21 protein-coding genes and 1 pseudogene are annotated in these 22,196 nt (G+C 59.3%); 9 read left to right on the forward strand and 13 right to left on the reverse strand.

The genetic code is table 11. From position 1 onward, the window contains the following. Nucleotide 1: 1 nt before the first annotated feature. Nucleotides 2-928, reverse strand: a complete 927-nt coding sequence (gene rsmI, locus EXZ61_RS19615) for a 16S rRNA (cytidine(1402)-2'-O)-methyltransferase (protein ID WP_142813593.1) — start codon at nt 926-928, stop codon at nt 2-4. On the opposite strand from rsmI, the gene EXZ61_RS19620 reads away from it, so the two are divergent. The 3 genes from EXZ61_RS19620 to EXZ61_RS19630 all read left to right on the forward strand — a co-directional run bounded on the left by EXZ61_RS19620 (nt 928) and on the right by EXZ61_RS19630 (nt 2,637). Then, the gene (locus tag EXZ61_RS19620) at nt 928-1,314 is read left to right on the forward strand and encodes a YraN family protein (protein ID WP_142813595.1); all 387 of its coding nucleotides are present in this window, start codon (nt 928-930) and stop codon (nt 1,312-1,314) included. The genes rsmI and EXZ61_RS19620 overlap by 1 nt on opposite strands. Nucleotides 1,315-1,381: 67 nt before the next feature. Next, on the forward strand, nt 1,382-1,981 hold the full coding sequence (locus EXZ61_RS19625; RefSeq protein WP_142813597.1) for a phosphoheptose isomerase: 600 nt from the start codon (nt 1,382-1,384) through the stop codon (nt 1,979-1,981). Between the two features lie 2 nt (nt 1,982-1,983). Beyond that, nucleotides 1,984-2,637, forward strand: a complete 654-nt coding sequence (locus EXZ61_RS19630; RefSeq protein ID WP_142814331.1) for a BON domain-containing protein — start codon at nt 1,984-1,986, stop codon at nt 2,635-2,637. A gap of 105 nt (nt 2,638-2,742) precedes the next feature. On the opposite strand, the gene EXZ61_RS19635 is transcribed toward EXZ61_RS19630, so the two are convergent. The 3 genes from EXZ61_RS19635 to EXZ61_RS19645 all read right to left on the reverse strand — a co-directional run bounded on the left by EXZ61_RS19635 (nt 2,743) and on the right by EXZ61_RS19645 (nt 6,121). Beyond that, nucleotides 2,743-3,687, reverse strand: coding sequence for an NAD(P)-dependent oxidoreductase (locus EXZ61_RS19635; protein WP_142813599.1), 945 nt, complete (start codon nt 3,685-3,687; stop codon nt 2,743-2,745). 15 nt (nt 3,688-3,702) lie between these two features. Then, nucleotides 3,703-4,839 (reverse strand): PilT/PilU family type 4a pilus ATPase, encoded by a 1,137-nt coding sequence (locus EXZ61_RS19640; RefSeq protein WP_142813601.1) that lies wholly within the window; start codon nt 4,837-4,839, stop codon nt 3,703-3,705. A 238-nt stretch (nt 4,840-5,077) separates the two neighbouring features. Then, nucleotides 5,078-6,121, reverse strand: a complete 1,044-nt coding sequence (locus tag EXZ61_RS19645; RefSeq protein ID WP_142813603.1) for a type IV pilus twitching motility protein PilT — start codon at nt 6,119-6,121, stop codon at nt 5,078-5,080. 50 nt (nt 6,122-6,171) lie between these two features. On the opposite strand from EXZ61_RS19645, the gene EXZ61_RS19650 reads away from it, so the two are divergent. Next, the gene (locus EXZ61_RS19650; protein WP_142813605.1) at nt 6,172-6,873 is read left to right on the forward strand and encodes a YggS family pyridoxal phosphate-dependent enzyme; all 702 of its coding nucleotides are present in this window, start codon (nt 6,172-6,174) and stop codon (nt 6,871-6,873) included. A 4-nt stretch (nt 6,874-6,877) separates the two neighbouring features. Here EXZ61_RS19650 and EXZ61_RS19655 read toward each other — a convergent pair whose 3' ends face one another. Next, on the reverse strand, nt 6,878-7,387 hold the full coding sequence (locus EXZ61_RS19655) for a hypothetical protein (RefSeq protein ID WP_142813607.1): 510 nt from the start codon (nt 7,385-7,387) through the stop codon (nt 6,878-6,880). A 181-nt stretch (nt 7,388-7,568) separates the two neighbouring features. Between EXZ61_RS19655 and EXZ61_RS19660 the strand changes: the two genes are divergently transcribed. After that, complete coding sequence (locus tag EXZ61_RS19660) at nt 7,569-8,027, forward strand: hypothetical protein (protein ID WP_142813609.1); 459 nt, start codon at nt 7,569-7,571, stop codon at nt 8,025-8,027. Continuing rightward, nucleotides 8,027-8,854: a DUF2145 domain-containing protein gene (locus EXZ61_RS19665; RefSeq protein ID WP_237219014.1), complete on the forward strand. Its 828-nt coding sequence runs from the start codon at nt 8,027-8,029 to the stop codon at nt 8,852-8,854. Before EXZ61_RS19660 ends, EXZ61_RS19665 begins: the two co-directional genes overlap by 1 nt. A gap of 21 nt (nt 8,855-8,875) precedes the next feature. Here the strand turns inward: EXZ61_RS19665 and EXZ61_RS19670 are convergent, their stop codons facing one another. From EXZ61_RS19670 to icmF, 5 genes are all read right to left on the reverse strand, one after another. Beyond that, a complete protein-coding gene (locus EXZ61_RS19670) occupies nt 8,876-10,117 on the reverse strand; it encodes an NAD(P)/FAD-dependent oxidoreductase (protein WP_142813611.1) in 1,242 nt (413 codons plus the stop codon). 143 nt (nt 10,118-10,260) lie between these two features. Further along, the gene (locus EXZ61_RS19675) at nt 10,261-11,394 is read right to left on the reverse strand and encodes a branched-chain amino acid ABC transporter substrate-binding protein (protein ID WP_142813612.1); all 1,134 of its coding nucleotides are present in this window, start codon (nt 11,392-11,394) and stop codon (nt 10,261-10,263) included. Nucleotides 11,395-11,633: 239 nt separating this feature from the next. After that, nucleotides 11,634-12,065, reverse strand: a complete 432-nt coding sequence (locus EXZ61_RS19680) for a MarR family winged helix-turn-helix transcriptional regulator (RefSeq protein WP_342590560.1) — start codon at nt 12,063-12,065, stop codon at nt 11,634-11,636. Between the two features lie 25 nt (nt 12,066-12,090). Beyond that, entirely contained in the window at nt 12,091-13,062 is a 972-nt protein-coding gene (locus EXZ61_RS19685) for a Bug family tripartite tricarboxylate transporter substrate binding protein (protein ID WP_142813616.1), read from the reverse strand. Between the two features lie 173 nt (nt 13,063-13,235). Then, nucleotides 13,236-16,529 (reverse strand): fused isobutyryl-CoA mutase/GTPase IcmF, encoded by a 3,294-nt coding sequence (gene icmF, locus EXZ61_RS19690; protein WP_142813618.1) that lies wholly within the window; start codon nt 16,527-16,529, stop codon nt 13,236-13,238. Between the two features lie 272 nt (nt 16,530-16,801). Here icmF and EXZ61_RS22270 point away from each other — a divergent pair. The 3 genes and pseudogenes from EXZ61_RS22270 to EXZ61_RS19700 all read left to right on the forward strand — a co-directional run. Then, nucleotides 16,802-17,254 (forward strand): annotated as a pseudogene (locus EXZ61_RS22270) (MBL fold metallo-hydrolase); the annotation flags it as partial. Between the two features lie 210 nt (nt 17,255-17,464). Next, complete coding sequence (locus EXZ61_RS22275; RefSeq protein ID WP_425353632.1) at nt 17,465-17,914, forward strand: rhodanese-like domain-containing protein; 450 nt, start codon at nt 17,465-17,467, stop codon at nt 17,912-17,914. Between the two features lie 3 nt (nt 17,915-17,917). Then, nucleotides 17,918-18,691 carry a type III pantothenate kinase gene (locus EXZ61_RS19700; protein ID WP_142813620.1) on the forward strand — a complete coding sequence of 258 codons (774 nt, stop codon included), beginning with the start codon at nt 17,918-17,920 and terminating at the stop codon, nt 18,689-18,691. Between the two features lie 3 nt (nt 18,692-18,694). Here EXZ61_RS19700 and EXZ61_RS19705 read toward each other — a convergent pair whose 3' ends face one another. The 3 genes from EXZ61_RS19705 to EXZ61_RS19715 are packed head-to-tail and all read right to left on the reverse strand — an operon-like array spanning nt 18,695 to nt 22,195. Continuing rightward, nucleotides 18,695-19,897 carry a M20 aminoacylase family protein gene (locus EXZ61_RS19705; protein WP_142813623.1) on the reverse strand — a complete coding sequence of 401 codons (1,203 nt, stop codon included), beginning with the start codon at nt 19,895-19,897 and terminating at the stop codon, nt 18,695-18,697. A gap of 26 nt (nt 19,898-19,923) precedes the next feature. Next, entirely contained in the window at nt 19,924-20,709 is a 786-nt protein-coding gene (locus EXZ61_RS19710) for a hypothetical protein (RefSeq protein ID WP_142813625.1), read from the reverse strand. 37 nt (nt 20,710-20,746) lie between these two features. Beyond that, a complete protein-coding gene (locus tag EXZ61_RS19715) occupies nt 20,747-22,195 on the reverse strand; it encodes a CHASE2 domain-containing protein (RefSeq protein WP_142813628.1) in 1,449 nt (482 codons plus the stop codon). Nucleotide 22,196 lies beyond the last annotated feature (1 nt).

The raw sequence follows: 22,196 nt of genomic DNA on the forward strand, positions 1-22,196 counted from the left end.
CTCAGTCACCCTCAGATGCCGCGGCCTTGAGCACAAGCGCTTGCTCATACAAGGCATTGCGAGGCTCGCCGGTGATGTCAGCCGCTAGCTTGACCGCCACTTTGACCGGCAATTGCTCCAGCAGCAGCTTGAGCACCCGCACACCCTGCCCCATTTGGGCCTGGGCGCGCGCGGGATGTAGCACCAAGGCAAACTCGCCGCGAACCCGATTGGCATCTGCTGCAAGCCACGCGGTGAGGTCTTGCGCAGCCACCGTTGCTATTTCTTCGAACTGCTTGGTGAGCTCGCGCCCTACGGTCACACGGCGCGTGCCCAACGCGCCCAGGGCTGCTGCCAGTGCTTCAATGCGATGCGGTGCCTCCAAAAGCACCACGGCCCGCTCTTGGGACGCTAGCGCCTGTACTGCGAAGCTGCGCTCGGTGGCCTTGGATGGCAAGAAGCCCACAAACATAAAACCACCGCTGTCGCCGCCCTCATCGACCAGTCCAGCAGCAGACACCGCCGTAATCACACTGCTCGCACCCGGCAAAGGCATCGCGCGCAGCCCCTGGGCTTGCACCGCAGCCACCAAGCGCGCACCGGGATCACTCACCCCGGGTGTGCCCGCGTCACTCACATAGGCAATGCGCTTGCCTTGGCGCAGCAAGTCAATCACACCTTGTGCGGCTTGCGCCTCGTTGTGCTGGTGCAAGGCCAGCAATTGGTTGCTGGGTTTGTCAATGCCGTAGGCGCGCAGCAATGCTTGGGTATGGCGCGTGTCCTCGCAAGCTACAGCATCCACCAACCCCAGCACATGCAAGGCGCGCAAGGTAATGTCGGCCAAGTTGCCGATGGGCGTCGCCACGACATACAAGGTGCCGGCAGGATAATGCTGCTCAGACGCCGCATCGTGCGCTGCGCGCAAAGCGTTGGCATAGGTTGAAATCAATGGTTTTTCCTTTTCGCAAATCTGACACAGACACCACCAAACAGCGCGGCGATGCAGCAGAAGACATGGCCTTACGTTTTTTACAAAATGAAAAACTGCGTCTGCTGGAGCGCAATTATCGAACGCCGGGGCGTGGCGGTGGGGAAATTGACCTCATCATGCGCGCACCTGACGGCACGGTCGTGTTCGTCGAGGTGCGCCAACGCAAAAATGCCGCCTTCGGGGGCGCTGCAGCGAGCGTGACCAGCACCAAACAACGGCGCATTGTGTTCGCCGCCCGGCACTATCTGATGCGTTTGGCCACACAGCCCCCGTGCCGGTTTGACATTGTGTCCATAGAACAAGGCCAGATCGACTGGCTGCCCGGAGCCTTTGATGCCCATTGACCGTCGACAGCACCCCCGCAACGAAGCTGTAACAGTGCCCACATTGGGCGCAGGTATCATTGGAAGCATGCTCGAACAACGAATTCAACAGCACTTTATTGACAGTGCTGACCTTAAGTACCAATCAGCGCAAGCGCTCAGCATCCCCATTGCCGCTGCTGTTCAGGCCGTGTTGGCCTGCGTCACCAGCGGTGGAAAAGTGCTGGCCTGCGGCAATGGTGGCTCAGCCGCCGACGCACAACACTTTGCCGCCGAGTTTGTAGGGCGCTTTGAACGGGAACGCCCCGAACTAGGTGCCATCGCACTCACCACCGACAGCTCCATCCTCACGGCAATTGCCAACGACTACGATTTCAACGCCATCTTCTCGCGCCAAGTGCGGGCCCTTGGCCAACCGGGTGACGTGCTGTTGGCCATCTCCACCAGCGGCAACTCGGGCAATGTCCTCAGCGCCATTGAAGCTGCGCATGAGCGCGAGATGGTGGTGATCGGACTGACCGGACGCGGCGGCGGCAAGATGGGCCAGTTGCTACGCGACACGGATGTGCATATTTGCGTTCCGCATGAGCGCACCGCACGCATTCAAGAAGTACATATTTTGACCCTGCATTGCATTTGTGATGCAGTTGACTCCCAGCTACTGGGCGACCTGGAAAGCAACCCATGAACATGACACCCTTGATCCGTAAAACTACTTTAGGCCTGCTCTTGGCAGGCAGTCTGGCTGCTTTGAGCGGCTGCTTCCCCCTGATGGTGGGCGGCGCTGTGATGGGCGGCATGGTGGCGTCAGACCGCCGCACCTCGGGAACCGTGGTGGAAGACAACGCCATCGAACTCAAAGCGGCCAACCGTATTCGAGAAAACTTGGGCGAGCGTGTGCACGTCAATGTGACGAGCTACAACCGCCAAGTGCTATTGACGGGTGAAGTACCCAACGCCCAAGACAAGCAGTTGGTCGAGCAGATCGTGTCTCGCGTGGAAAACGCACGCTCCATCGTGAACGAGCTTGCAATCATGGGCAATGCCACACTGACCCAGCGCTCATCGGACGCCTTGGTGACTGGCCGTGTCAAGGCGGCCATTGTCGACGCGAAAGACCTGTTTGCCAATGCTTTCAAGATCACGACCGAGCGTGGTACGGTGTATGTGATGGGCCGCGTCACCCAGCGCGAAGGTAAACGCGCTACCGATGTCATCAGCAGTACCTCTGGCGTGCAGAAAGTGGTGCGCTTGCTGGAGTACATCTCCGAAGATGAATTGGCCGCCATGATGCCCAAGCCGGAAGCAGCGGACGCCAACAAAAAGTCCACGACACAGCCCTAAGGCTTAGCGGCGCTTGACCCAAGCGACCGCCACCAAACAAAAGGCCTGCAGCGCTTACGTGCTGCAGGCCTTTTGTCATTTCGGGGCACAAGCCCCGTTAGCGCTTCACTTTAACCGTTTGATCAGGCTAGACGTATCCCAGCGCTTCCCGCCCATGTGCTGCACATCACCATAGAACTGGTCCACCAAGGCGGTGACAGGCAGACGCGCGCCGTTGCGCTTGGCCTCGTCCAACACCAGCCCCAGGTCTTTGCGCATCCAATCCACCGCAAAGCCAAAGTCGAACTTGTCGGCCACCATGGTTTTTCCGCGGTTGTCGAGCTGCCAGCTCTGGGCTGCGCCTTTGCCAATGACGTCGAGGACCTGGTTCATGTCGAGCCCTGCTTTTTGGCCAAAGGCAATCGCTTCGCTCAAACCTTGCACCAGGCCAGCAATGCAAATTTGGTTGACCATTTTGGCCAACTGGCCGGCACCGCTTTCCCCCAAGTGGGTGAAGGCACGGGAAAAGGCCATGGCAATCGGCTTGGCCAGTGCAAAGGCTGCTTCATCGCCGCCACACATCACCGTGAGCATCCCGTTTTGCGCTCCCGCTTGGCCACCCGACACAGGGGCGTCCACAAACTGCAAGCCCAAGGCAAGCGCAGCGGCGCTGAGCTCACGCGCCACACTGGCGGACGCCGTGGTGTGGTCCACAAACACGGCACCAGGCTTCATGCCTGCAAAGGCACCATCAGGCCCGAGGACGACGCTGCGCAAATCATCATCATTGCCCACGCAGCAAAACACGACATCCGCACCTTGCGCCGCGAGTTTGGGCGTGAGGGCATGGAAATTAACGATCTTTTCGCCGGCAGCGCCCGCGAAATCTGCACACCATGCTATCGATTTTGCAGTGGTGCGGTTGTAGACCGTCACGGGATGGCCCGCGCGCGCCAAGTGCCCGGCCATGGGGTAGCCCATGACACCCAAACCCAAAAATGCCACGCTGGTGGGCGTGCTGGGCTCATAGGTCTTGGCGTTAATGGCTGTGGAGGTATAGGGTGTAGTCATGACAAAGCCAGTCGGTTAAACAATGGAGAAGCCTTCAGTGCCCGCGCTCAAGTCGCTAGAGCGGCCACGCTGGCTGTTGAGTTTGATCTGCAAGCGCAAGTCATTGACCGAGTCTGCATTGCGCAGCGCGTCTTCATAGGTAATGCCATGCGCCTCGTACAAGTCATACAGCGCTTGGTCAAAGGTCTGCATGCCCATGTTGCGGCTCTTCTTCATCACCTCTTTGATTTCGGCGACCTCGCCCTTGAAAATCATGTCGGAGATCAGCGGCGAATTGATCATGATTTCTACTGCCGCTACACGGCCCTTGCCATCTTGCTTGGGGATTAAGCGCTGAGAGACCAAGGCCTTGAGATTCAAAGACAAGTCCATCAAGAGCTGAGAACGCCGCTCTTCGGGGAAGAAGTTGATGATGCGGTCCAGCGCCTGGTTGGCGCTGTTCGCATGCAGCGTGGCCAAGCACAGGTGGCCCGTTTCGGCAAAGGCAACGGCGTGCTCCATGGTTTCTCGGTCACGGATCTCGCCCATCAAAATCACGTCCGGCGCTTGCCGCAGGGTGTTTTTCAATGCAGCTTCCCAGCTGTCGGTATCCAAGCCCACTTCCCGCTGCGTGACCACGCAGTTCTTGTGCATGTGCACAAACTCCACCGGGTCTTCCACCGTGATGATGTGCCCGTAAGAGTTTTCGTTGCGCCAGTCCACCATGGCCGCCAAGGTGGTGGATTTGCCCGAGCCCGTTGCCCCCACCATGATGCACAGGCCCCGCTTGGACTGCGAAATCTCTTTGAGCACGTGGGGCACACCCAAGCCGTCAATCGTAGGGGGTATGCCCGGAATCACCCGCAACACCATGCCCACTTTGCCCTGTTGCACAAAAGCATTCACGCGAAACCGGCCAATACCTGCGGGCGAAATGGCGAAGTTGCCTTCTTTGGTGCGCTCAAACTCGGCCACTTGCTTGTCGCTCATGATGGAACGGGCCAGGGCCAAGGTGTGCGCTGTATTCAGGGGTTGCGGTGAGACCTTGGTGACCTTGCCATCGACCTTGATCGCAGGCGGAAAGTCCGCCGTAATAAACAAATCGCTGCCATTGCGACTGACCATCAGCTTCAACAGGTCATTGATAAATTTCGTTGCTTGATCGCGCTCCATGAGAGCACCTACCTTTCTTTAATTCAACCCGGAGTGCGCCAGGCCCTCACATATCAGGAATGCCGTGGAACCGGCTCTGCCGGGCCACTGGCATTGCCCCCTGCAAGGGGGAAAGCGGCTACACGCAGTGAGCAAGCCGGGGGGGGTGCCATGATTTCCCGCCGGGCCGCCCCAAGGGAAATCGCGCCCCCCTTGGGGGGCAGCGACCACACGAAGTGCGGGAGCGTGGGGGCCATGCTCACCCAGGAAAGTTTTCTGGAATCTTGGCCTTGGTGCGGGCTTCAGCCGCGCTGATGACATTGCGGCGCACCAAGTCGGTCAAGTTTTGGTCCAAGGTTTGCATGCCCACGGCATTGCCGGTTTGGATGCTGGAATACATCTGCGCCACTTTGGCTTCGCGAATCAAATTGCGAATCGCGCTGGTGCCCAACATGATTTCGTGAGCGGCCACCCGGCCTTGGCCGTCTTTGGTTTTACACAGCGTTTGGGAAATCACCGCCTGCAGTGACTCCGACAGCATGGCACGCACCATCTCTTTTTCGTCCGCAGGGAACACGTCAATGATCCGGTCAATGGTCTTGGCCGCACTAGAAGTGTGCAAGGTGCCAAACACCAAATGACCTGTTTCCGCAGCCGTCATGGCCAAGCGAATGGTTTCCAGGTCACGCATTTCCCCCACCAAAATGGCGTCGGGATCTTCCCGCAGTGCCGATTTGAGCGCCGCCGCAAAGCTCATGGTGTGTGGCCCCACCTCGCGCTGGTTGATCAGGCACTTCTTGGACTCGTGCACAAACTCAATCGGGTCTTCCACCGTCAAAATGTGGCCAAACTCGGTCTCATTGAGGTAGTTGACCATGGCAGCTAGGGTGGTGGACTTGCCGGAGCCGGTAGGCCCAGTCACCAGCACCATGCCGCGTGGTTTCAGGGCCAGCTCGCCAAAAATCTTGGGCGCGTTGAGCTGCTCTAGAGACAAAATCTTGCTAGGAATGGTTCGAAACACCGCACCGGCACCCCGGTTGTGGTTGAAGGCATTCACCCGGAAGCGGGCCAAGCCGTCAATTTCGAACGAAAAGTCGATTTCCAAGAACTCTTCGTAATGCTTGCGCTGCCCGTCGTTCATGATGTCGTACACCATGGCGTGCACTTGTTTGTGGTCCAGCGGCTCCACGTTGATGCGGCGCACATCGCCATGCACACGGATCATGGGCGGCAAGCCAGCCGAAAGGTGCAAGTCGGACGCCTTGTTTTTAACGCTAAATGCGAGTAATTGGGTAATGTCCACGGAGGCCTCGTTCTGGGAGTTCGTTGCTAGTTTGGTACGCTCGCACGATTATGACCACGATTGCCGAGAAGCTCCACCAAGTTCGCGCCGACATTGCAACCGCCTGTACACAGGCTGGGCGCCCCGCCCATGCCGTTACGCTATTGGCCGTATCCAAAACATTTGGCCCTGACGCGGTCGCCCAAGCCCATGCCGCCGGGCAAACCGCATTTGGCGAAAACTACATCCAAGAGGCGGTGGAGAAAATTGCAGCACTCCAGCACTTGCCGCTAGAGTGGCATTGCATAGGGCCTATCCAAAGCAACAAAACACGTTTGGTGGCCGAGCACTTTGACTGGGTGCACACGGTAGACCGCCTCAAAATTGCGCAACGACTGAGCGAGCAGCGCCCACCGCACCTAGGGCCACTCAATATCTGCATTCAGATCAATGTGGACGGTGGGCCCACCAAATCCGGCGTGCCCCCAGAGGAAGCGCTAGCGTTGGCCCAGGCAGTCGCTCAACTCCCCCACCTAAGGTTGCGAGGCCTCATGTGCATTCCAGAACCCGCTCCTGATTTTGAAGCAGCTTGCGCAGTGTTTACAAGGGCCACCGCCTTGTTTGGCACCCTTAACGCCCAAAAACTTGGCTTAGACACTTTGTCCATGGGCATGAGTGCCGATATGGCGGCAGCCATTCGCGCGGGCAGCACCATGGTGCGGGTGGGCAGCGCCATCTTTGGCGGACGCCCCGCCAAACCGTCCACGAACTGATGCGCTAACGGGTCGCGGGTTTCGCGAAGTCGCTTTCCACCCACGCAAGCGCGCTGGCGCGGTTGAGCTTGAAGCTAGGCGCAACACGCAGCTCGGCCAACAGCGCATCGCCATCGTCTTTGGCACTCAGTGTTGCGTACGGGTTGTCTTCATCGGGCACGATGTCCAGCCGCACCGTCACCCGGGCGCTTAGACCAGAACCCTGGGCGACCGTCACCACAATGCTCTGGTGCAAGCTGGCGTGCAGCTGCTGCTCATGGCGGCGCACAAACTCAGACGCGGTTTTTACCAAGGTGCTAAACGCAGTGCTATCCAAGGGCTTGGGGTTCTTTTTGTCGCGCCCCATGGTCCAAGGCCCCACCAGAGCGGGTTCTGGCTCGCCATCTTTGACCATGGCCACTGCCCATCCATCGTCATCTTCGTTCTTGATCACGCGGGCGGTCCACCCGTTGTCGCGCCACAGGCGGGCTTCTTGTATTTTTGGGGATTCTTCAGTCACAACGTCGCTTTGCATCACGCGCACGGCAGGTACAGCCGCCGCAAAGCGATGAGTATCGCACCCTAGCGCGCAAGCCCTGGCCACGACCAAGGCCCTATAGTGAAGCAGCACCCTGTCAACGTGGCAGTGGCGCAAATCGTTTCAAGCGTACGCCACGGGGCGCGGTGTCCCACTCTTAGAAAGTCCTACAGCACATATGCATCCCATACCGAAACTCTTGTTGTCCTTGCTCGCAGCCCAAAGCCTTTGGGTGGGGGCAGCGCATGCAGGCAACAGTGAATCCAACTACTCAGCTGCAGCCAGCGCGGTCATTGTTTTGCTGCCAGTGTATGTGTCGGTCGAAGGGTCCACTGCGGTAGGTAACTCATTTGGCAATGTGTCCAATGCGCTGAACCAAGAAACCCGCTGGACAGTCACCGGCTTGGAAGCCCAAGGGGACACAACCCATATGACGCTCAAGAGCCAAGACAACAAAGCAACACTCACGCTGGCGGTACCCACCAAGCAAATCGAAAAAGCCAATGTACGGCTCAACCAAATCGTAGACGCCAAGCGCCTGGGCCAGCACAGCTTTGCCATCGCGTCCAACAACACACCCTTGGGTGTGGTCACCGACAGCCAAGCGGGCTTGGTGCGATCCAAGAAGTTGAACTAGTGCGCGCCGCGTTGACCATTCGCCAGCGCTGGGCTGGGCTGTACCTGCTGGCATGCCTGTGCACCAGCGGCGCAGCGTGGGCGGGCCGCCCTTGTGAAGAGGCCGCCCCCAACGTAGAAGCGACCATCAAAGCCACCCAAATGGCCGAGCGCACGCTAGAAAAGTTAGACGCCTTACCTGACCAACTCGTGCTTATCGGGCGCGCGGGCCAAGACCTAAGCACGTACGGCCTGGACTATTCCCATATGGCCTTTGCGGTGCGCCAAGCGGACGGTGGTTGGAGTGTAGTGCACGAACTCAACACCTGTGGCACCGCGCAATCCGCCCTGTACGAGCAAGGCATGGTGGACTTTTTCTCGGACACCCCCTTTAAGTACCAAGCAGGTATTTGGCGCGTGCAGGCGGCGGTGCAAGAGCGCTTGTTAAGAGCGATCAACGGCAAAACGGCCAAACGTTTGCACGAAGCCAAGTACAACATGCTGGCCTACCCGTTCAGCACCAAGTACCAAAACTCCAATGCCTGGGTACTGGAGGTATTGGCCTACGGTCTTGCTAATGAAGACGAGGTCGCGACACGTACTGACGCGCAAGCGTGGCTCAAGACTGCGGGCTTTGTCCCCACCACGCTCACCATCGACGCCATGACCCGCTTGGGCGCACGGATCTCACGCGCCAATATCGCATTTGACGACCACCCCGACGAGCTACGTTGGAACGGAAAGATCAACACGGTGACCGTGGCCTCTGTCATTGGCTTTCTGGGAAAGACCGCAAAGGCCTGTGCTGATGCGCGCTGCGCAGAGGAAACTGTGACCTTGGAGCCTTAACTCGCAAACGCAGGCCAGGGCTTAGCGAAAGCGGCTCGCTGCGTATGGGCCTAGGTCCATAGTGCTGGATCGCCCGGCCACCAAATCAGCCACCACCGTGCCGGAGAGCCCGCCCAGGGTAAGGCCAATGTGCTGGTGGCCAAATGCGTAAATCACCCGCGCACTCTTGCTGGCACGGCCAAGCACCGGCAAACCGTCAGGCAAGGTGGGGCGGTAACCCAGCCACTGTTCCGTGGGCGTGCCCAAACCATGGATAGCGCGCTGCGAGCTGTGTGTAAGCAGCTGCAAAAGGCCGGGATGCTTGCGGGTATTGAGTCCGGCCAGTTCTACCGTGCCTGCCACTCGGATGCCGCGCGCCATGGGGGTCATGTAAAACCCACGCTCTGCCCAACCCACGGGCCGTGAAATGAGGTCGCTCACGCCGGGGTAGAGAAGGTGGTAACCCCGCTCTGTGTCCAGCGGCACCTTGTCCCCGCACTGCGCGGCCAAGCCGCGGGAGAATGCCCCTGCGCAAATCGCCACATGGTCATAGGCCTCGGGGCCGCTGGTGCTATCCACCACCACGTGCTGCGCTTGGGGGCTGAGGGTGCGCACAGCCTCTGCACGCAACTGCATGCCGCCGCGTGCAAGCCAGGCCGACAAGCTCATCAGAAACCCAGCAGGATCGGTCAAATGCCAGGAGCCAGGAAACAGCACGCCACGGTCAAAAAGGGGATTGAGCTGCGGCTCTAGCGCCTGCACCTCTTGCCTGTCCACGACGCGGGTAGGCACACCCAAGCTTTCGCGCAAAGCCAAGGTTCCTTGAGAGGCCTTGAAGGCCGCAGCCCCAGAGTACAAGTACAAGCATTCTTTCTGTCGGATGAAGCTCGCCAAACCCGCTTGCTGCACCATGGCCGTATAGCCGTCTTGGGCGCGCCCTAGCAGGGCTGCTAAGGCGGTGGCGCTATGGGTGTAGCGCGAGGGAGTGGAGTGCCACAGAAACTGTGCCAGCCAAGGAGCCAGCATGGGCAGGTAAGACCAGCGCACGCGCAGCGGGCTTTGGCTGGAGAGCAAATACCGCGGCAAGTCGCGAAACACCGACGGGTTGTTGACAGGGATGCAGGCGTAGTTGGCAAAAGTACCCGCATTGCCATAGGACGCGCCGCCTGTGTTGGCACCCACGCCTTGGGGGTCAAACACCGTCACATCGTGACCGTCTTGCATCAGCCAGTAGGCACTCGACAGACCCACAAATCCCGCACCAACTACCGCGACCTTTGCCATTCATACTCCCCAATCCTGTTGTGATATCTCGCACTGCGGGTGCGACTGCAAGGGCGCACCCGCACACAAAAAAGGGCAGTCTACGCTGCCCTTGTGGATGTCAAACCAAACGCGGACTTATTCTGCCCGCGCCCGATGAAGTGCTAGTTGGTAGACAAAGGCACAGGAGCCCCGCCCTTAAATGAGTAGAAAGTAATCGGCGCTTTTTTCAGGTTGCCTTTCTCATCGTAGGCGTAAGTACTGGCAATGCCTTTGTAGCTCCCCTTGTACAACTCATCGCCGATTTTTTGGGCGTCCAGTGAGCCGGTCTTCTGCATGGCTTGCACAATAAACATGACTTGGTCGTAGAAGGACGCAGCGTAGGCGTCAGGGTCTTGGTTAAAGCGCTTCTTGTACTTGGCTTTGAACGCAGGGCCGTCGGCCACTTTGTCCAAGATCGCACCACCTTGCGCGCAATACACCGTATCCGTCACAGCGTCGCCGCCGAGCTTGCCCATCTCACCCGTACAAATCGCGTCCCCACCCAAGAGCTTTTGGCTCATGCCCAGCTGCTTCATTTGGCGCGTCATGGGGGCCGCTTGCGGTGTGTAGCCACCGAAGAAGATCACATCAGGTTTTTTGCCCTTGAGATTGGTCAAAATGGCGTTGAAGTCGGTCGCCTTGTCGGTGGTGTATTCGCGCCCCAACACTTTCATGCCCAGCTTGTCCGCCTCTTTGATGAATTCTTCAGCCAAGCCTTGGCCAAAGGCGGTGCGGTCATCAATCACTGCCACTGTTTTGGCCTTGAGATTCTTAGCCGCATAGTTGGCCATGGCTCCGCCGATCAAGTCATCGCCTGCAATGATGCGAAACAGGTTCTTGTAGCCCCCCATGGTGACTTTGGGATTGCTGCCCACGGTGGACAAAATGGCACCCCCTTCGCTGTAAATGCGTGAAGCAGGAATGGCGACGCCTGAGCAGTAAGGGCCCATCACAATTTTGACGCCTTCGTCCACCAGCTTTTGTGCCACGCTGACGCCTGCTTTGGGATCGCACTGGTCGTCTTCCGACTGCAATTCAAACTTGAGAGTTTTGCCTGCTACGGTGATCTTCTTGGTGTTGAGCTCTTCAATCGCCAAGCGCACACCGTTTTCATTGTCTTTGCCCGCAAACGCGTTGGGGCCAGACATGGGGCCGGTGTGGCCGATTTTGAATACCTGCTCTTGCGCAAATGCGTTGGCAGCAAAGGCCAAAGACACCGCACCAAGCACCGGGAGAAGAGGGAAATTTGTTCGCATATCAGTCTCTTTCATTGCAAGTAGAGGAAGGGCCAAGCCATGGTACTGCGCAACCGCCGCCGAGTGCTGAATTGGCCGATGCATGTCCAACCCAGACAAGCGGGTGTCGCATTCCGCTTAGACAACCCCGCCTGCGCGCGGGTTTCCACGCGGCATTGGCGAAGTTTTCGCGGAGTCTGAAACGCACCACGCCGCCTACCCCACTCGGTAGCGAGTGTGGGGTCTCACACCCCACCCGCTTAGGGTTTGGTGAGTGGTGCAGCCGTCTCGCGCGCATGCGCAATCAAACGGTCAAACATGGTACTCAGCTGTGCCTGCTCGGGCTCGCTCAAGCAGCCGAAAATACCTTGGTTGCGCTGTTGAATCAGCGACATGGTGCGCCGCCATGCTGTACGGCCCTTATCGGACAAGGTCAGCACCACTCCGCGGCCGTCGTTGGGGCAGTCCTCTTTGAGCAACAAACCCATCCCCACCAAAGACTGGGCCGCCCGACTGGCTTGGGCTTTGTCTAGCAATGCGCGCCGCGCCAAGTCGTTCACCGACAGGGGCTCAAAAGCGCCAACTGCGCCCAAGCAACGGCTATCACTCAGGCTCAGCCCTGACCCCGCCAAATACGCGCGCTGACTCTCTTGGTCCGTGAGCTTGTGCAGCAAATGCAATCGATAGCTCAATGCCCGCTCAAGATCGGGCTTTGGCTTACTCGACTTTGATGCCATTGGTCTTGATGACGGAGGCCCACTTCACACGCTCACTTGCGGCGTAGTCAGCCATCTGGCGGGGGCTACTGGAGGTGGACTCCAAGCCCAAGGTCTGAAAGCGCGCCTTGAGCGCGGTGGAGTCCATGGCCGTCAGCAGGGCTTGGTTGAGTTTGGCGACAACATCTGCCGGTGTTCCAGCGGGGACTGCCAAGCCTTGCCATGCAAACGCTTCAAACCCTTTGAGGCCTTGTTCCGCCAGGGTAGGAATATCTTCAAAGTTTTTGACGCGCTTTAAGCTTGCAATCCCTAGCGCGCGCAGCTTGCCGGCGGCAATGAATTGGTAGCCCGCAGCGGTGTCCACAAACATAAACGGCACTTGGCCGCCCACCACATCTTGCACCGCCGGCGCGGCACCACGGTAGGGCACATGGGTGGCTTTCAGGCCCGCTTTCTCGCGGAACATCTCTGTAGTCAGATGGTGCGGGCTACCCGCACCGGGCGAAGCGTAATTGGCACCGTCTTGCGTTTTGGCCCAAGCAACAAACTCCTTCAGGTTCTTTGCTGGCACGCTGGGGTTGACCACAAGAATCAATGGAAACCGCACGCTCAGCCCGACGGGTGCGAGGTCTTTCTCGGCGCTGTACGTCAACTTGCTGTACAGCGACGGGTTTGCGGCCAGCGTCGCGGTATCCGCAGACATCAGCACATAACCGTCCGCCTTGGCACGCGACACGTATTCAGCGCCGATATTGGTTGCTGCGCCTGGCTTGTTCGCAACAATGATGTTCTGGCCCAAGGTCTTGCCCATGGACTCGGCGAGCAAGCGTGCCACTACGTCCGTGCCTCCGCCGGGCGGATAGGGCACCACCCACTCAATGGGTTTGGACGGGTAGGTTTGTGCCGACGCGAGCGTTGCAGTGAACAAGGCAATGGTCAATGCCCGACGGGTCAAATGGTAGAGGGATGGCATAAGACTCCTAAGGTGGATGATGAGCAGCACAGTGCGACTTTGTCGGACCTGTTGGCCTGCTGTGTATGCCATCCAATATAGGCTAAGTAGTTGCATGCGCAACTACTTAGAAACCCGATGATGCCTCGGTAGTGCCCTGCTAAGTGCCTACCAGCACGGGCTATTCAACCCCACTACATATTGCGCCGGTACTGCCCGCCCACCTCAAACAAGGCACTGGTGATCTGGCCCAGCGAGCACACGCGGACCGCGTCCATCAGCACGTTGAAAACGTTCTGGTTGTCAATGACCGCCTGCTGCAACTTCTTGAGCATGGCCGGCGCCTCTGCGGCGTGCAGTGCGTGGAAGTCGGCCAATCGCTTGAGCTGGTTTTGCTTCTCGTCATCCGTACTGCGGGCCAACTCCAGCTTGTCCAGCACGGCATCGCCATGCGGGTTGCGGAAGGTGTTCACACCGATGATGGGCAGCTCGCCGGTGTGCTTGAGCATCTCGTAGTGCATGGACTCGTCTTGGATCTTGCCGCGCTGGTAGCCGGTTTCCATGGCACCCAATACGCCGCCACGGTCGGCAATGGCTTCAAACTCTTTGAGCACGGCCTCTTCGACCAGCTCGGTCAGCTCTTCGATGATAAAGGCGCCTTGGTTGGGGTTCTCGTTCTTGGCCAGGCCCCACTCGCGGTTGATGATGAGCTGGATGGCCATGGCGCGGCGCACCGAGTCTTCGGTGGGCGTGGTGATGGCTTCGTCAAACGCGTTGGTGTGCAGGCTGTTGCAGTTGTCGTAGATGGCGATCAAGGCCTGCAACGTGGTGCGGATGTCGTTGAACTGGATTTCCTGCGCGTGCAAGCTGCGGCCACTGGTTTGGATGTGGTATTTCAGCTTCTGGCTGCGTTCATTCGCGCCGTACTTTTCCTTCATGGCCACGGCCCAGATGCGGCGCGCCACGCGGCCCATCACGGTGTATTCGGGGTCCATGCCGTTGCTGAAAAAGAAGCTCAGGTTGGGCGCAAAGTCGTCAATGTGCATGCCCCGCGCCAGATACGCCTCCACAAAGGTGAAGCCGTTAGACAGCGTGAACGCCAACTGGCTAATCGGGTTGGCCCCGGCCTCGGCGATGTGGTACCCGCTGATGGACACGCTGTAGAAGTTGCGCACGTCGTGGTGTACAAAGTACTCGGCAATGTCACCCATCACCTTCAACGAGAACTCGGTGCTGAAAATACAGGTATTTTGGCCCTGGTCTTCTTTCAGGATGTCGGCCTGCACCGTGCCGCGCACATTGGCCAGCACCCATTCCTTGATCTTGGCGACTTCGGTATCGGTAGGCTCGCGGCCGTTGTCGGCTTTGAACTTGTCGATGTTCTGGTCCATAGCGGTGTTCATGAACATGGCCAGGATGCTTGGAGCCGGGCCGTTGATGGTCATGGAGACACTGGTGCTTGGGTTGCACAAGTCGAAGCCTCCGTAGAGCACCTTCATGTCGTCCAGCGTGGCAATGCTCACGCCGCTGTTACCCACTTTGCCGTAGATGTCCGGACGCGGGTCGGGGTCGTTGCCGTAGAGCGTGACCGAGTCAAACGCAGTGCTCAAGCGCTTGGCCGCCATGCCGCTGCTGAGCAGCTTGAAGCGGGTGTTGGTGCGGAAGGCATCACCTTCACCGGCAAACATGCGGGTCGGGTCCTCGCCCTCGCGCTTGAACGTAAAGGTACCTGCGGTGTAGGGGTAGCTGCCGGGCACGTTGTCCAGCATCAGCCACTTGAGAATCTCGCCATGGTCCTCGTACTGAGGCAGGGCCACTTTGCGGATGGTGGTGCCGCTGAGGGATTGGGTGGTGAGTGCGGTGCGGATTTCCTTGTCCCGGATCTTCACCACATACTCGTCACCGGCGTAGGCCTTTTGCATCTCGGGCCACTGGGCCAGCAGCTTGCGCTCTGCGGCACCCATGCGTTCTTCGCGCTGCTGGGCGAGGTCCGTCACCGCTTGCACCGCGTTCACCTTGTCAGGATTGGCGGCTTGCAGCATGCGCGCCGTGGCATGCAGCTGCTGGATTTCGCGGCCCAGCCTCGCTTGCTCTTTGGCGCGTTTTTTGTATCCGCGCACGGTGTCGCTGATCTCAGCCAAATAGCGGGTGCGCGCTGCAGGTACCACCGGCGTCTGGTTGGAACTGTGGCGTACGTTCACGCGCGGCAGGCTACCTTCTTGCAGTGGCACGCCCAAGGCCTTCAAACGCGGCAGCATGGCTTGGTAGAGCGCGGTCACACCATCGTCATTGAAGCGCGCGGCCATGGTGCCGAACACAGGCATCTGGTCGGTCGGTGTGTTCCATGCCTCCTTGTTGCGCTGGACTTGCTTGGACACATCGCGCAGTGCATCGCTCGCACCCTTGCGGTCGAACTTGTTGATGGCCACGAACTCCGCAAAGTCCAGCATGTCGATTTTTTCGAGTTGGCTAGCCGCGCCGAACTCAGGCGTCATCACATAGATGGGAACATCCACCAGCGGGGCAATCGCAGCATCGCCTTGACCGATGCCGGAGGTCTCCACCACGATCAGGTCGAAACCCGCCACCTTGCAAGCGGCGATCACATCGGGCAGTGCAGCGCTGATCTCAGACCCGAAGTCACGGGTCGCTAGCGAGCGCATGAAGACGCGGGAACCTTGTTGCCATGGCGAGATGGCATTCATCCGGATGCGGTCGCCCAGCAGCGCGCCCCCGCTCTTGCGGCGGCTCGGGTCGATGGAGATGACAGCGACGCGCAAGGCATCGTTCTGGTCGAGGCGCAAGCGGCGGATCAGCTCGTCCGTCAGACTGGACTTACCCGCACCCCCAGTGCCGGTGATGCCGATGGTCGCTATCTTTTTAGTAGCTGCTTGCGCACGTATTTCCTGCGCCAGGGCCGGATTCAGCTTGGAAGCCTCAATCGCAGTAAGTAACTGGGCCAGAGCACGCCAGCTGGCTTCGGTATGGCCCTGGATGGCTGACAAGTCAGAGGGAGCCAGTGCGGTGATGTCCTTGTCGCAACGCATCACCATCTCGCCGATCATGCCTTGCAGCCCCATGCGTTGGCCGTCTTCCGGGCTGTAGATGCGGGACACGCCATAGGCATGCAGCTCGCGGATTTCCGGCGGCACGATGACGCCACCACCACCACCAAACACCTGGATGTGCGCCCCGCCCCGGCTCTTGAGCAGGTCCACCATGTACTTGAAGTACTCCACATGTCCACCCTGGTAGGAGCTAATCGCAATGCCCTGCACGTCTTCCTGCAAAGCGGCGGTCACGACTTCGTCCACGCTGCGGTTGTGGCCCAGGTGGATGACTTCGGCACCCATGCCCTGCAAGATACGCCGCATGATGTTGATGGCAGCGTCGTGGCCGTCAAACAGGCTGGCCGCAGTGACAAAGCGCACCTTGTTCGTAGGGCGGTAGTTGGCCAAGGCTTTGAAGTCGGCAGACAAATCGGTCATGGTGGCATCCGTAAGAACAAAGTGAAACGATGGAAACGCGGAGTTGACGTTTACGTAAACGTCAACTGTAAACCATTTCCCGGACCATATGCCAGCACCTCGTCGCAACGGGGTCTGCACGGCCAATGGACTGGGGCAAAGGGCCCTCGCGTTGCAGTGTGTCAAAAACCGTTCATCGTATTGTCACGGTCGCGTGGCAGCACCCTTTGGAAACCTCTTATAGTTGTGGCTCTGTGAATCACCGCGCCAGCGCATCTGCGCACCCGACCGTTATGCAGCCCATTCAGCTTTTTGACCCTGCGTCCAGCACCTACACCTACGTACTGTTTGACGAACGCACGCGCGACGCGCTCATCATCGACCCCGTGGACGATCAGTTAGAGCGCGACTTGTCGGTGCTGCGCCAATACGGCTTGAAGCTGCAATGGACGGTGGAAACCCATGCCCACGCCGACCACATCACCAGCGCGGGGCACTTGGCCGAACACGCTGGGGCCAAAACCGCCGCGCCGCAAGGGTGTGGCATTACCACCGCGGCCTTGCAGTTGGCGCATGGCGATGTCTTGCGCTTTGGCGACCAAACCCTCACCGCCTTGCATACACCGGGCCACACCAGTGGCAGCATGAGCTTCACATGGAACAGCCACGTGTTTACCGGAGACACCCTGCTCATTGGCGGCTGTGGCCGCACCGATTTCCAAAGCGGTAGTGCCCAAGCGCTGTACCACAGCATCACCCACGTGCTATTTGCGCTGCCAGACACCACGACCGTGTGGCCGGGGCACGACTACCAAGGCCGCACCCACAGCAGCATTGGCATTGAAAAAAGCAGCAATGCCCGCATCGCAGGCAAGAGCGAGGCCGAGTTCGTTGCCATCATGGAAGCCCTCAACCTGCCCCGCCCCAAACGCATGGACGAGGCGGTGCCCGCCAACCTGACCTCCGGTGTTCGCCACGACGCAGACGGCGTAGGCAGCAATGCCGTGAAAGCTGCCAGCGGCTATGCAGGAGATGTGTCAGCCGCTCTCGCTTTCGCTTGGTGGCAAAGTGGCGACGCGGTACTGGTGGATGTGCGCACCGATGCAGAACGGGAGTGGGTCGGCTTTGTGCCCGGCGCTGTGGCGCTGGCTTGGAAACAATGGCCCGGCATGGCCATGAACCCTGACTTTGACGCGGGCTTGCAAGCCGCTGTGCCCGCTGGAAAAAAAGCTGTGCTGCTATGCCGCAGTGGCGTGCGCTCTGTGGCAGCGGCCAAACGTGCGACCGAGTTGGGGCTAGAGGCTTACAACATCTTAGAAGGCTTTGAAGGTGACCCCGACGCACAAGCGCACCGGGGCGTTAAAGGCGGCTGGCGCATGCGTGGCCTGCCCTGGCGTCAAGGCTAAAACATGGGTTTTCTCGCACTCGACATTGGCAACACCCGGCTCAAATGGGCCTTGTATGCGGCCCCCCATCCTGGCGCCGAACTCTTGGCAGAAGGCGCTGAGTTTTTGGAAAACATCGACAAACTCGCCGAGGGCCCATGGAGCGGCTTGGAGGCCCCGCAGCACATCTTGGGTTGCGTGGTGGCAGGCGATGCGGTCAAACGCCGCGTGCAAGAGCAAATGGAAATTTGGGACGTCACCCCGCAGTGGGTGGTGTCTAGCGAGTCGGAAGCGGGCCTGCGCAATGGTTACGACCACCCGACCCGTTTGGGGGCAGACCGCTGGGTGGCCATCATTGGCGGTTACCACCGCATGCTGTCCCAAGGCGCCCCACGCCCCATGGTGATTGTGATGGTAGGCACCGCTGTGACAGTGGAGGCCATAGACCCCGACGGCAAGTTTTTGGGTGGCTTGATCTTGCCCGGTCACGGCATCATGCTGCGCGCTCTGGAGTCCGGCACAGCGGGCTTGCATGTGCCCACGGGCGAGGTGCGCAAATTTCCCACCAACACCAGCGACGCGCTCACCAGTGGTGGCACGTTTGCCATCGCCGGCGCGGTAGAGCGCATGGTGCAGCATGTGGCGGCGCACTGCGGTGCGGCCCCCAAATGCATCATGACGGGTGGTGCGGGGTGGAAGATGGCCCCCAGCATGTCAGTACCCTTTGAGCTGGTGGACAACCTCATTTTTGAAGGCCTGCTGCAAATGGCGCAGCGCCGCTTTGCCCAGCACGCCTGAGGTTTAGGCGCTGGTCTGTGCCGGCGCCAACCACTGCTCGGACAAGCGCACCCAGTAGGTGGCGCCCAAAGGGATTAACGCATCGTTAAAGTCGTAACTGGGGTTGTGCAGCATGCAAGGCCCACCGCCATGGCCCATGGCGCGGTGGTCACCATCCCCATTGGAAATAAAGCTGTAGCAGCCCGGCTTGGCCATGAGCATGTAGGAAAAGTCTTCAGCCCCCATGGTGGGCTCTTGGTCCAAGACCTTGGCCTCACCTACGATGCTTGCCATCACCTTGCGCGCGAACTCTGCCTCCTTGGCTGAATTGATGGTGGGCGGGTAGTTGCGTTCGAACTCAAAGTCGCAGCGCACGCCAAACGCCGCTGCCGTGTGCTGCGCCACGTCGCGCATGCGCTGCTCAATCATGCCCAACACCTCCAGCGTAAACGTGCGCACCGTGCCCTGTAACTCGCAGCTATCAGGGATCACATTGGTGGCTTCGCCCGCATGGATCATGGTGACTGAAATCACACCAGCATCAATGGGCTTCTTGTTGCGGCTGATGATGGTTTGGAAAGCCTGCACCATCTGGCAGGCCACCACCACCGGGTCCATCGCGTTGTGGGGCATGGCGGCGTGCCCACCTTTACCGTGGATGGTGATCTTGAACTCGTTGCTAGACGCCATCACCGGGCCCGCACTGGCGGCAAATGTGCCGACCGCTGCGCCGGGCCAGTTATGCATGCCAAACACAGCCTCTACCGGGAACGTGTCAAACAAGCCGTCTTTGATCATTTCGCGGGCACCGCCGCCGCCTTCTTCGGCTGGCTGAAACACCAGGTACACCGTGCCATCAAAATTGCGCTCTTTGGCCAAGTGCTGCGCGGCAGCCAACAGCATGGCGACATGCCCGTCATGGCCGCATGCGTGCATCTTGCCGGCATGCTGGCTGGCGTGGGCAAAGGTGTTGAACTCTTGCATGGGCAGCGCATCCATATCCGCCCGCAGGGCAATAGCGCGTGACGACGTCCCCGCTTTCACAATCCCCACCACGCCCGTGGTGCCCAAGCCACGGTGAATAGGAATGCCCCACTCGGTGAGCTTTTGCGCCACCAAATCAGCCGTGCGAATTTCTTGAAAGCACAGCTCTGGGTGGGAGTGGATATCACGGCGCAGCGCCGCGATATCGGGCGCTTGGCTTACAAGAGAGTCAATCAAATTCATACATACAACGCACCTACAGTGCGCAATTAAGGTTTGTTGGCTTTCGCATCATCCAATGATTTCAAGGCCTGCATGGTCAGCTCCATATTGCCCTTGAGCTTGAGCTGGTCATACAACATGGCCTGTACCAAGAGGCGTTGGTCGGGTTCTAAATCTGTGCTTTGCACTGCGTTAAGTTGCTCGTCCAATGCGGCAGTTTCAGTGGCGGCGGCAGTTTTCCAGCGCCAGGTTTCGGTGGTGTCCCCCCTGCGAATGGTAAACACATAGGTTTGGTCTAGCTCCAACGCCGCGCGTGGAACGTGGATGGCCTCGCCCTTTTTGACGGCTTGCGTGAGCAAGGGTACGGTAGCACTCTCAGCCACTTTTTGAATGGTTAACTCTGCATCTAGCTCCGAGCGTTCTACCAAGAGCAAGCCATTGGCAGGCACATAGATTTTTTGTGCACGCTCAAAGCCTACGCTGCGCATATAGGCCGCTTGTTGGCGTTCGCGCCGGGTGGTCAGCTCAGACCACACCACATTGACTGAGCGCTCTTCCGCCCCCGGCGCTGGCAAAGCACTCACGCCACTTGCAGTAATGGGAATGAGCTTGGGTTTTCCGTCTTGCCCCACCCAACTGGCTTGCGCCTTGCCACTCACCAAGCGCAAGGCCGCGCAGTCCTTGGTCATGAACACTGGCGATTTTTCGCCCTCGGCCGCCGAGACCTTGGCATCCCTCGCGCCCAACACCATGCAGGTGGAACCGGCCGCCCAGGCCACTGTTTGGGTCAAAGTTGCCACGGCCAGCAGGCAACTCAGGGTGATGGTTTTCATGGCTAACTCCTTGAGGTAAAAGAAATCTGCGCGTCGGTTAATGCGCGCCCGCAAAAAACAAATGGTGCACAAACACCGCGGTTGGCAAAACGGTTTGTCCGCATAGGCTGGCGCCCGCCAATAGCACCTCAAAACCAGCGCGCAGCTTGCCAACTGGCGGCGTATTGTCGCCCCCCGACCGCCGTATGCGCGCAAACAGCATGCCCAAGGCCTGCTTAAGGCTACGCCAGTCTTCCAGCACCGGCTCCAAAAAACTCGCGTGCCACACATGTGACACCGTATGGTGCGCGCTGGACTCGGTCAAGCCCCAGTTCCACACAAACATCAAGGTTCCCATAACCACCACCACGGTTTCTGCGGAACCTATCCAGTACTGGGTATGGGCATGCAAGATGGCCAGTAACTCGGACACCAGGGTTACATGCAAAAACACAAGCAGGGCCAGTGCAATCGGCCACAGTCGCAGTTTCAAGAACCGGTGGCCGGGCAAGCTTGCCACCCACGGGTCCACATACGTGCCCATCAAGCCCTGCACCCAGTCGATCTGCAAACCAATCATAGACACCACCAGCCAAGCAACCAGCAACTGGACCAAGAAGGAGGACTGGTGCTCTCCGCGCTCCACCCCATCCAATACCGCCGCATGGAGTTGCACCCCATACCGCTCGCCCATGGGCGTATTGAGCAAATCGCTACTCCCCCAGGTGCCACCCACCACCACCCAGGTGGGGTCCAAGGCTGCAATGCTGGCGCCTAAGAGTGCCAAATCGCCTTGAAATGGCAGCACATTGCCCTGCTGCATGTAGTCGGGCGACATGAGCACAGTATGGCGCGCCAGCGCACCAGCCACAGCCGGTGATTCAGTTGGCAACAGGGAGCACCCCGCGTCGCCGCGCAGCGCCACATCCGATAAAGCGCCACCAAACTGCTGGGTGCTGAGCACATAGCCAAATTCGGTAGGCAAGTACGGCAAACCCATGCGCACGCCCGCACTGCACAAGGAGGTTCGCCAGGCTTTGCGCGTGGGGCTGTCGTCTTCAACCTTTCGCACAGGCTCCGCCAGTACCCAGCGCGCAGGCTGCTGCTTGAAAAATGCCAGCAGATCCTCTTGTGCATCACCAGGCACTGGGGACAAATCGAGGTCGAGCACGATGCCTTTAGCGTGTGGCGCACTGCTCGCCACCACATTCAACATGCGCTGCAGTTGCGAACGGTCTAAGGGTGACTTGCCGCCATAAAACGCGTCAAATCCGGTGTCATCGATGGCCACCACCAGCACCTTGGATGGTTCCACGTGGGCGCTCCAAGCGGCGGCCCTGCGCATGTCATGGGCTTGCATGCTGTTGCCCACGTACTTCCAAGCACCGGTGCCTGAAATCAACATCACCATTCCACCTACCAGCAATGACCCGCGCAGCGAGTGCAGCAAAACTTCATGCAAAAAATGGCTGGCAAATGCCTGCCAAAGGTGGCGCAGCCGGTGCATA

The sequence above is a fragment of the Rhodoferax aquaticus genome (assembly GCF_006974105.1).
In the GTDB taxonomy this organism is placed as follows: domain Bacteria; phylum Pseudomonadota; class Gammaproteobacteria; order Burkholderiales; family Burkholderiaceae_C; genus Allorhodoferax; species Allorhodoferax aquaticus_A.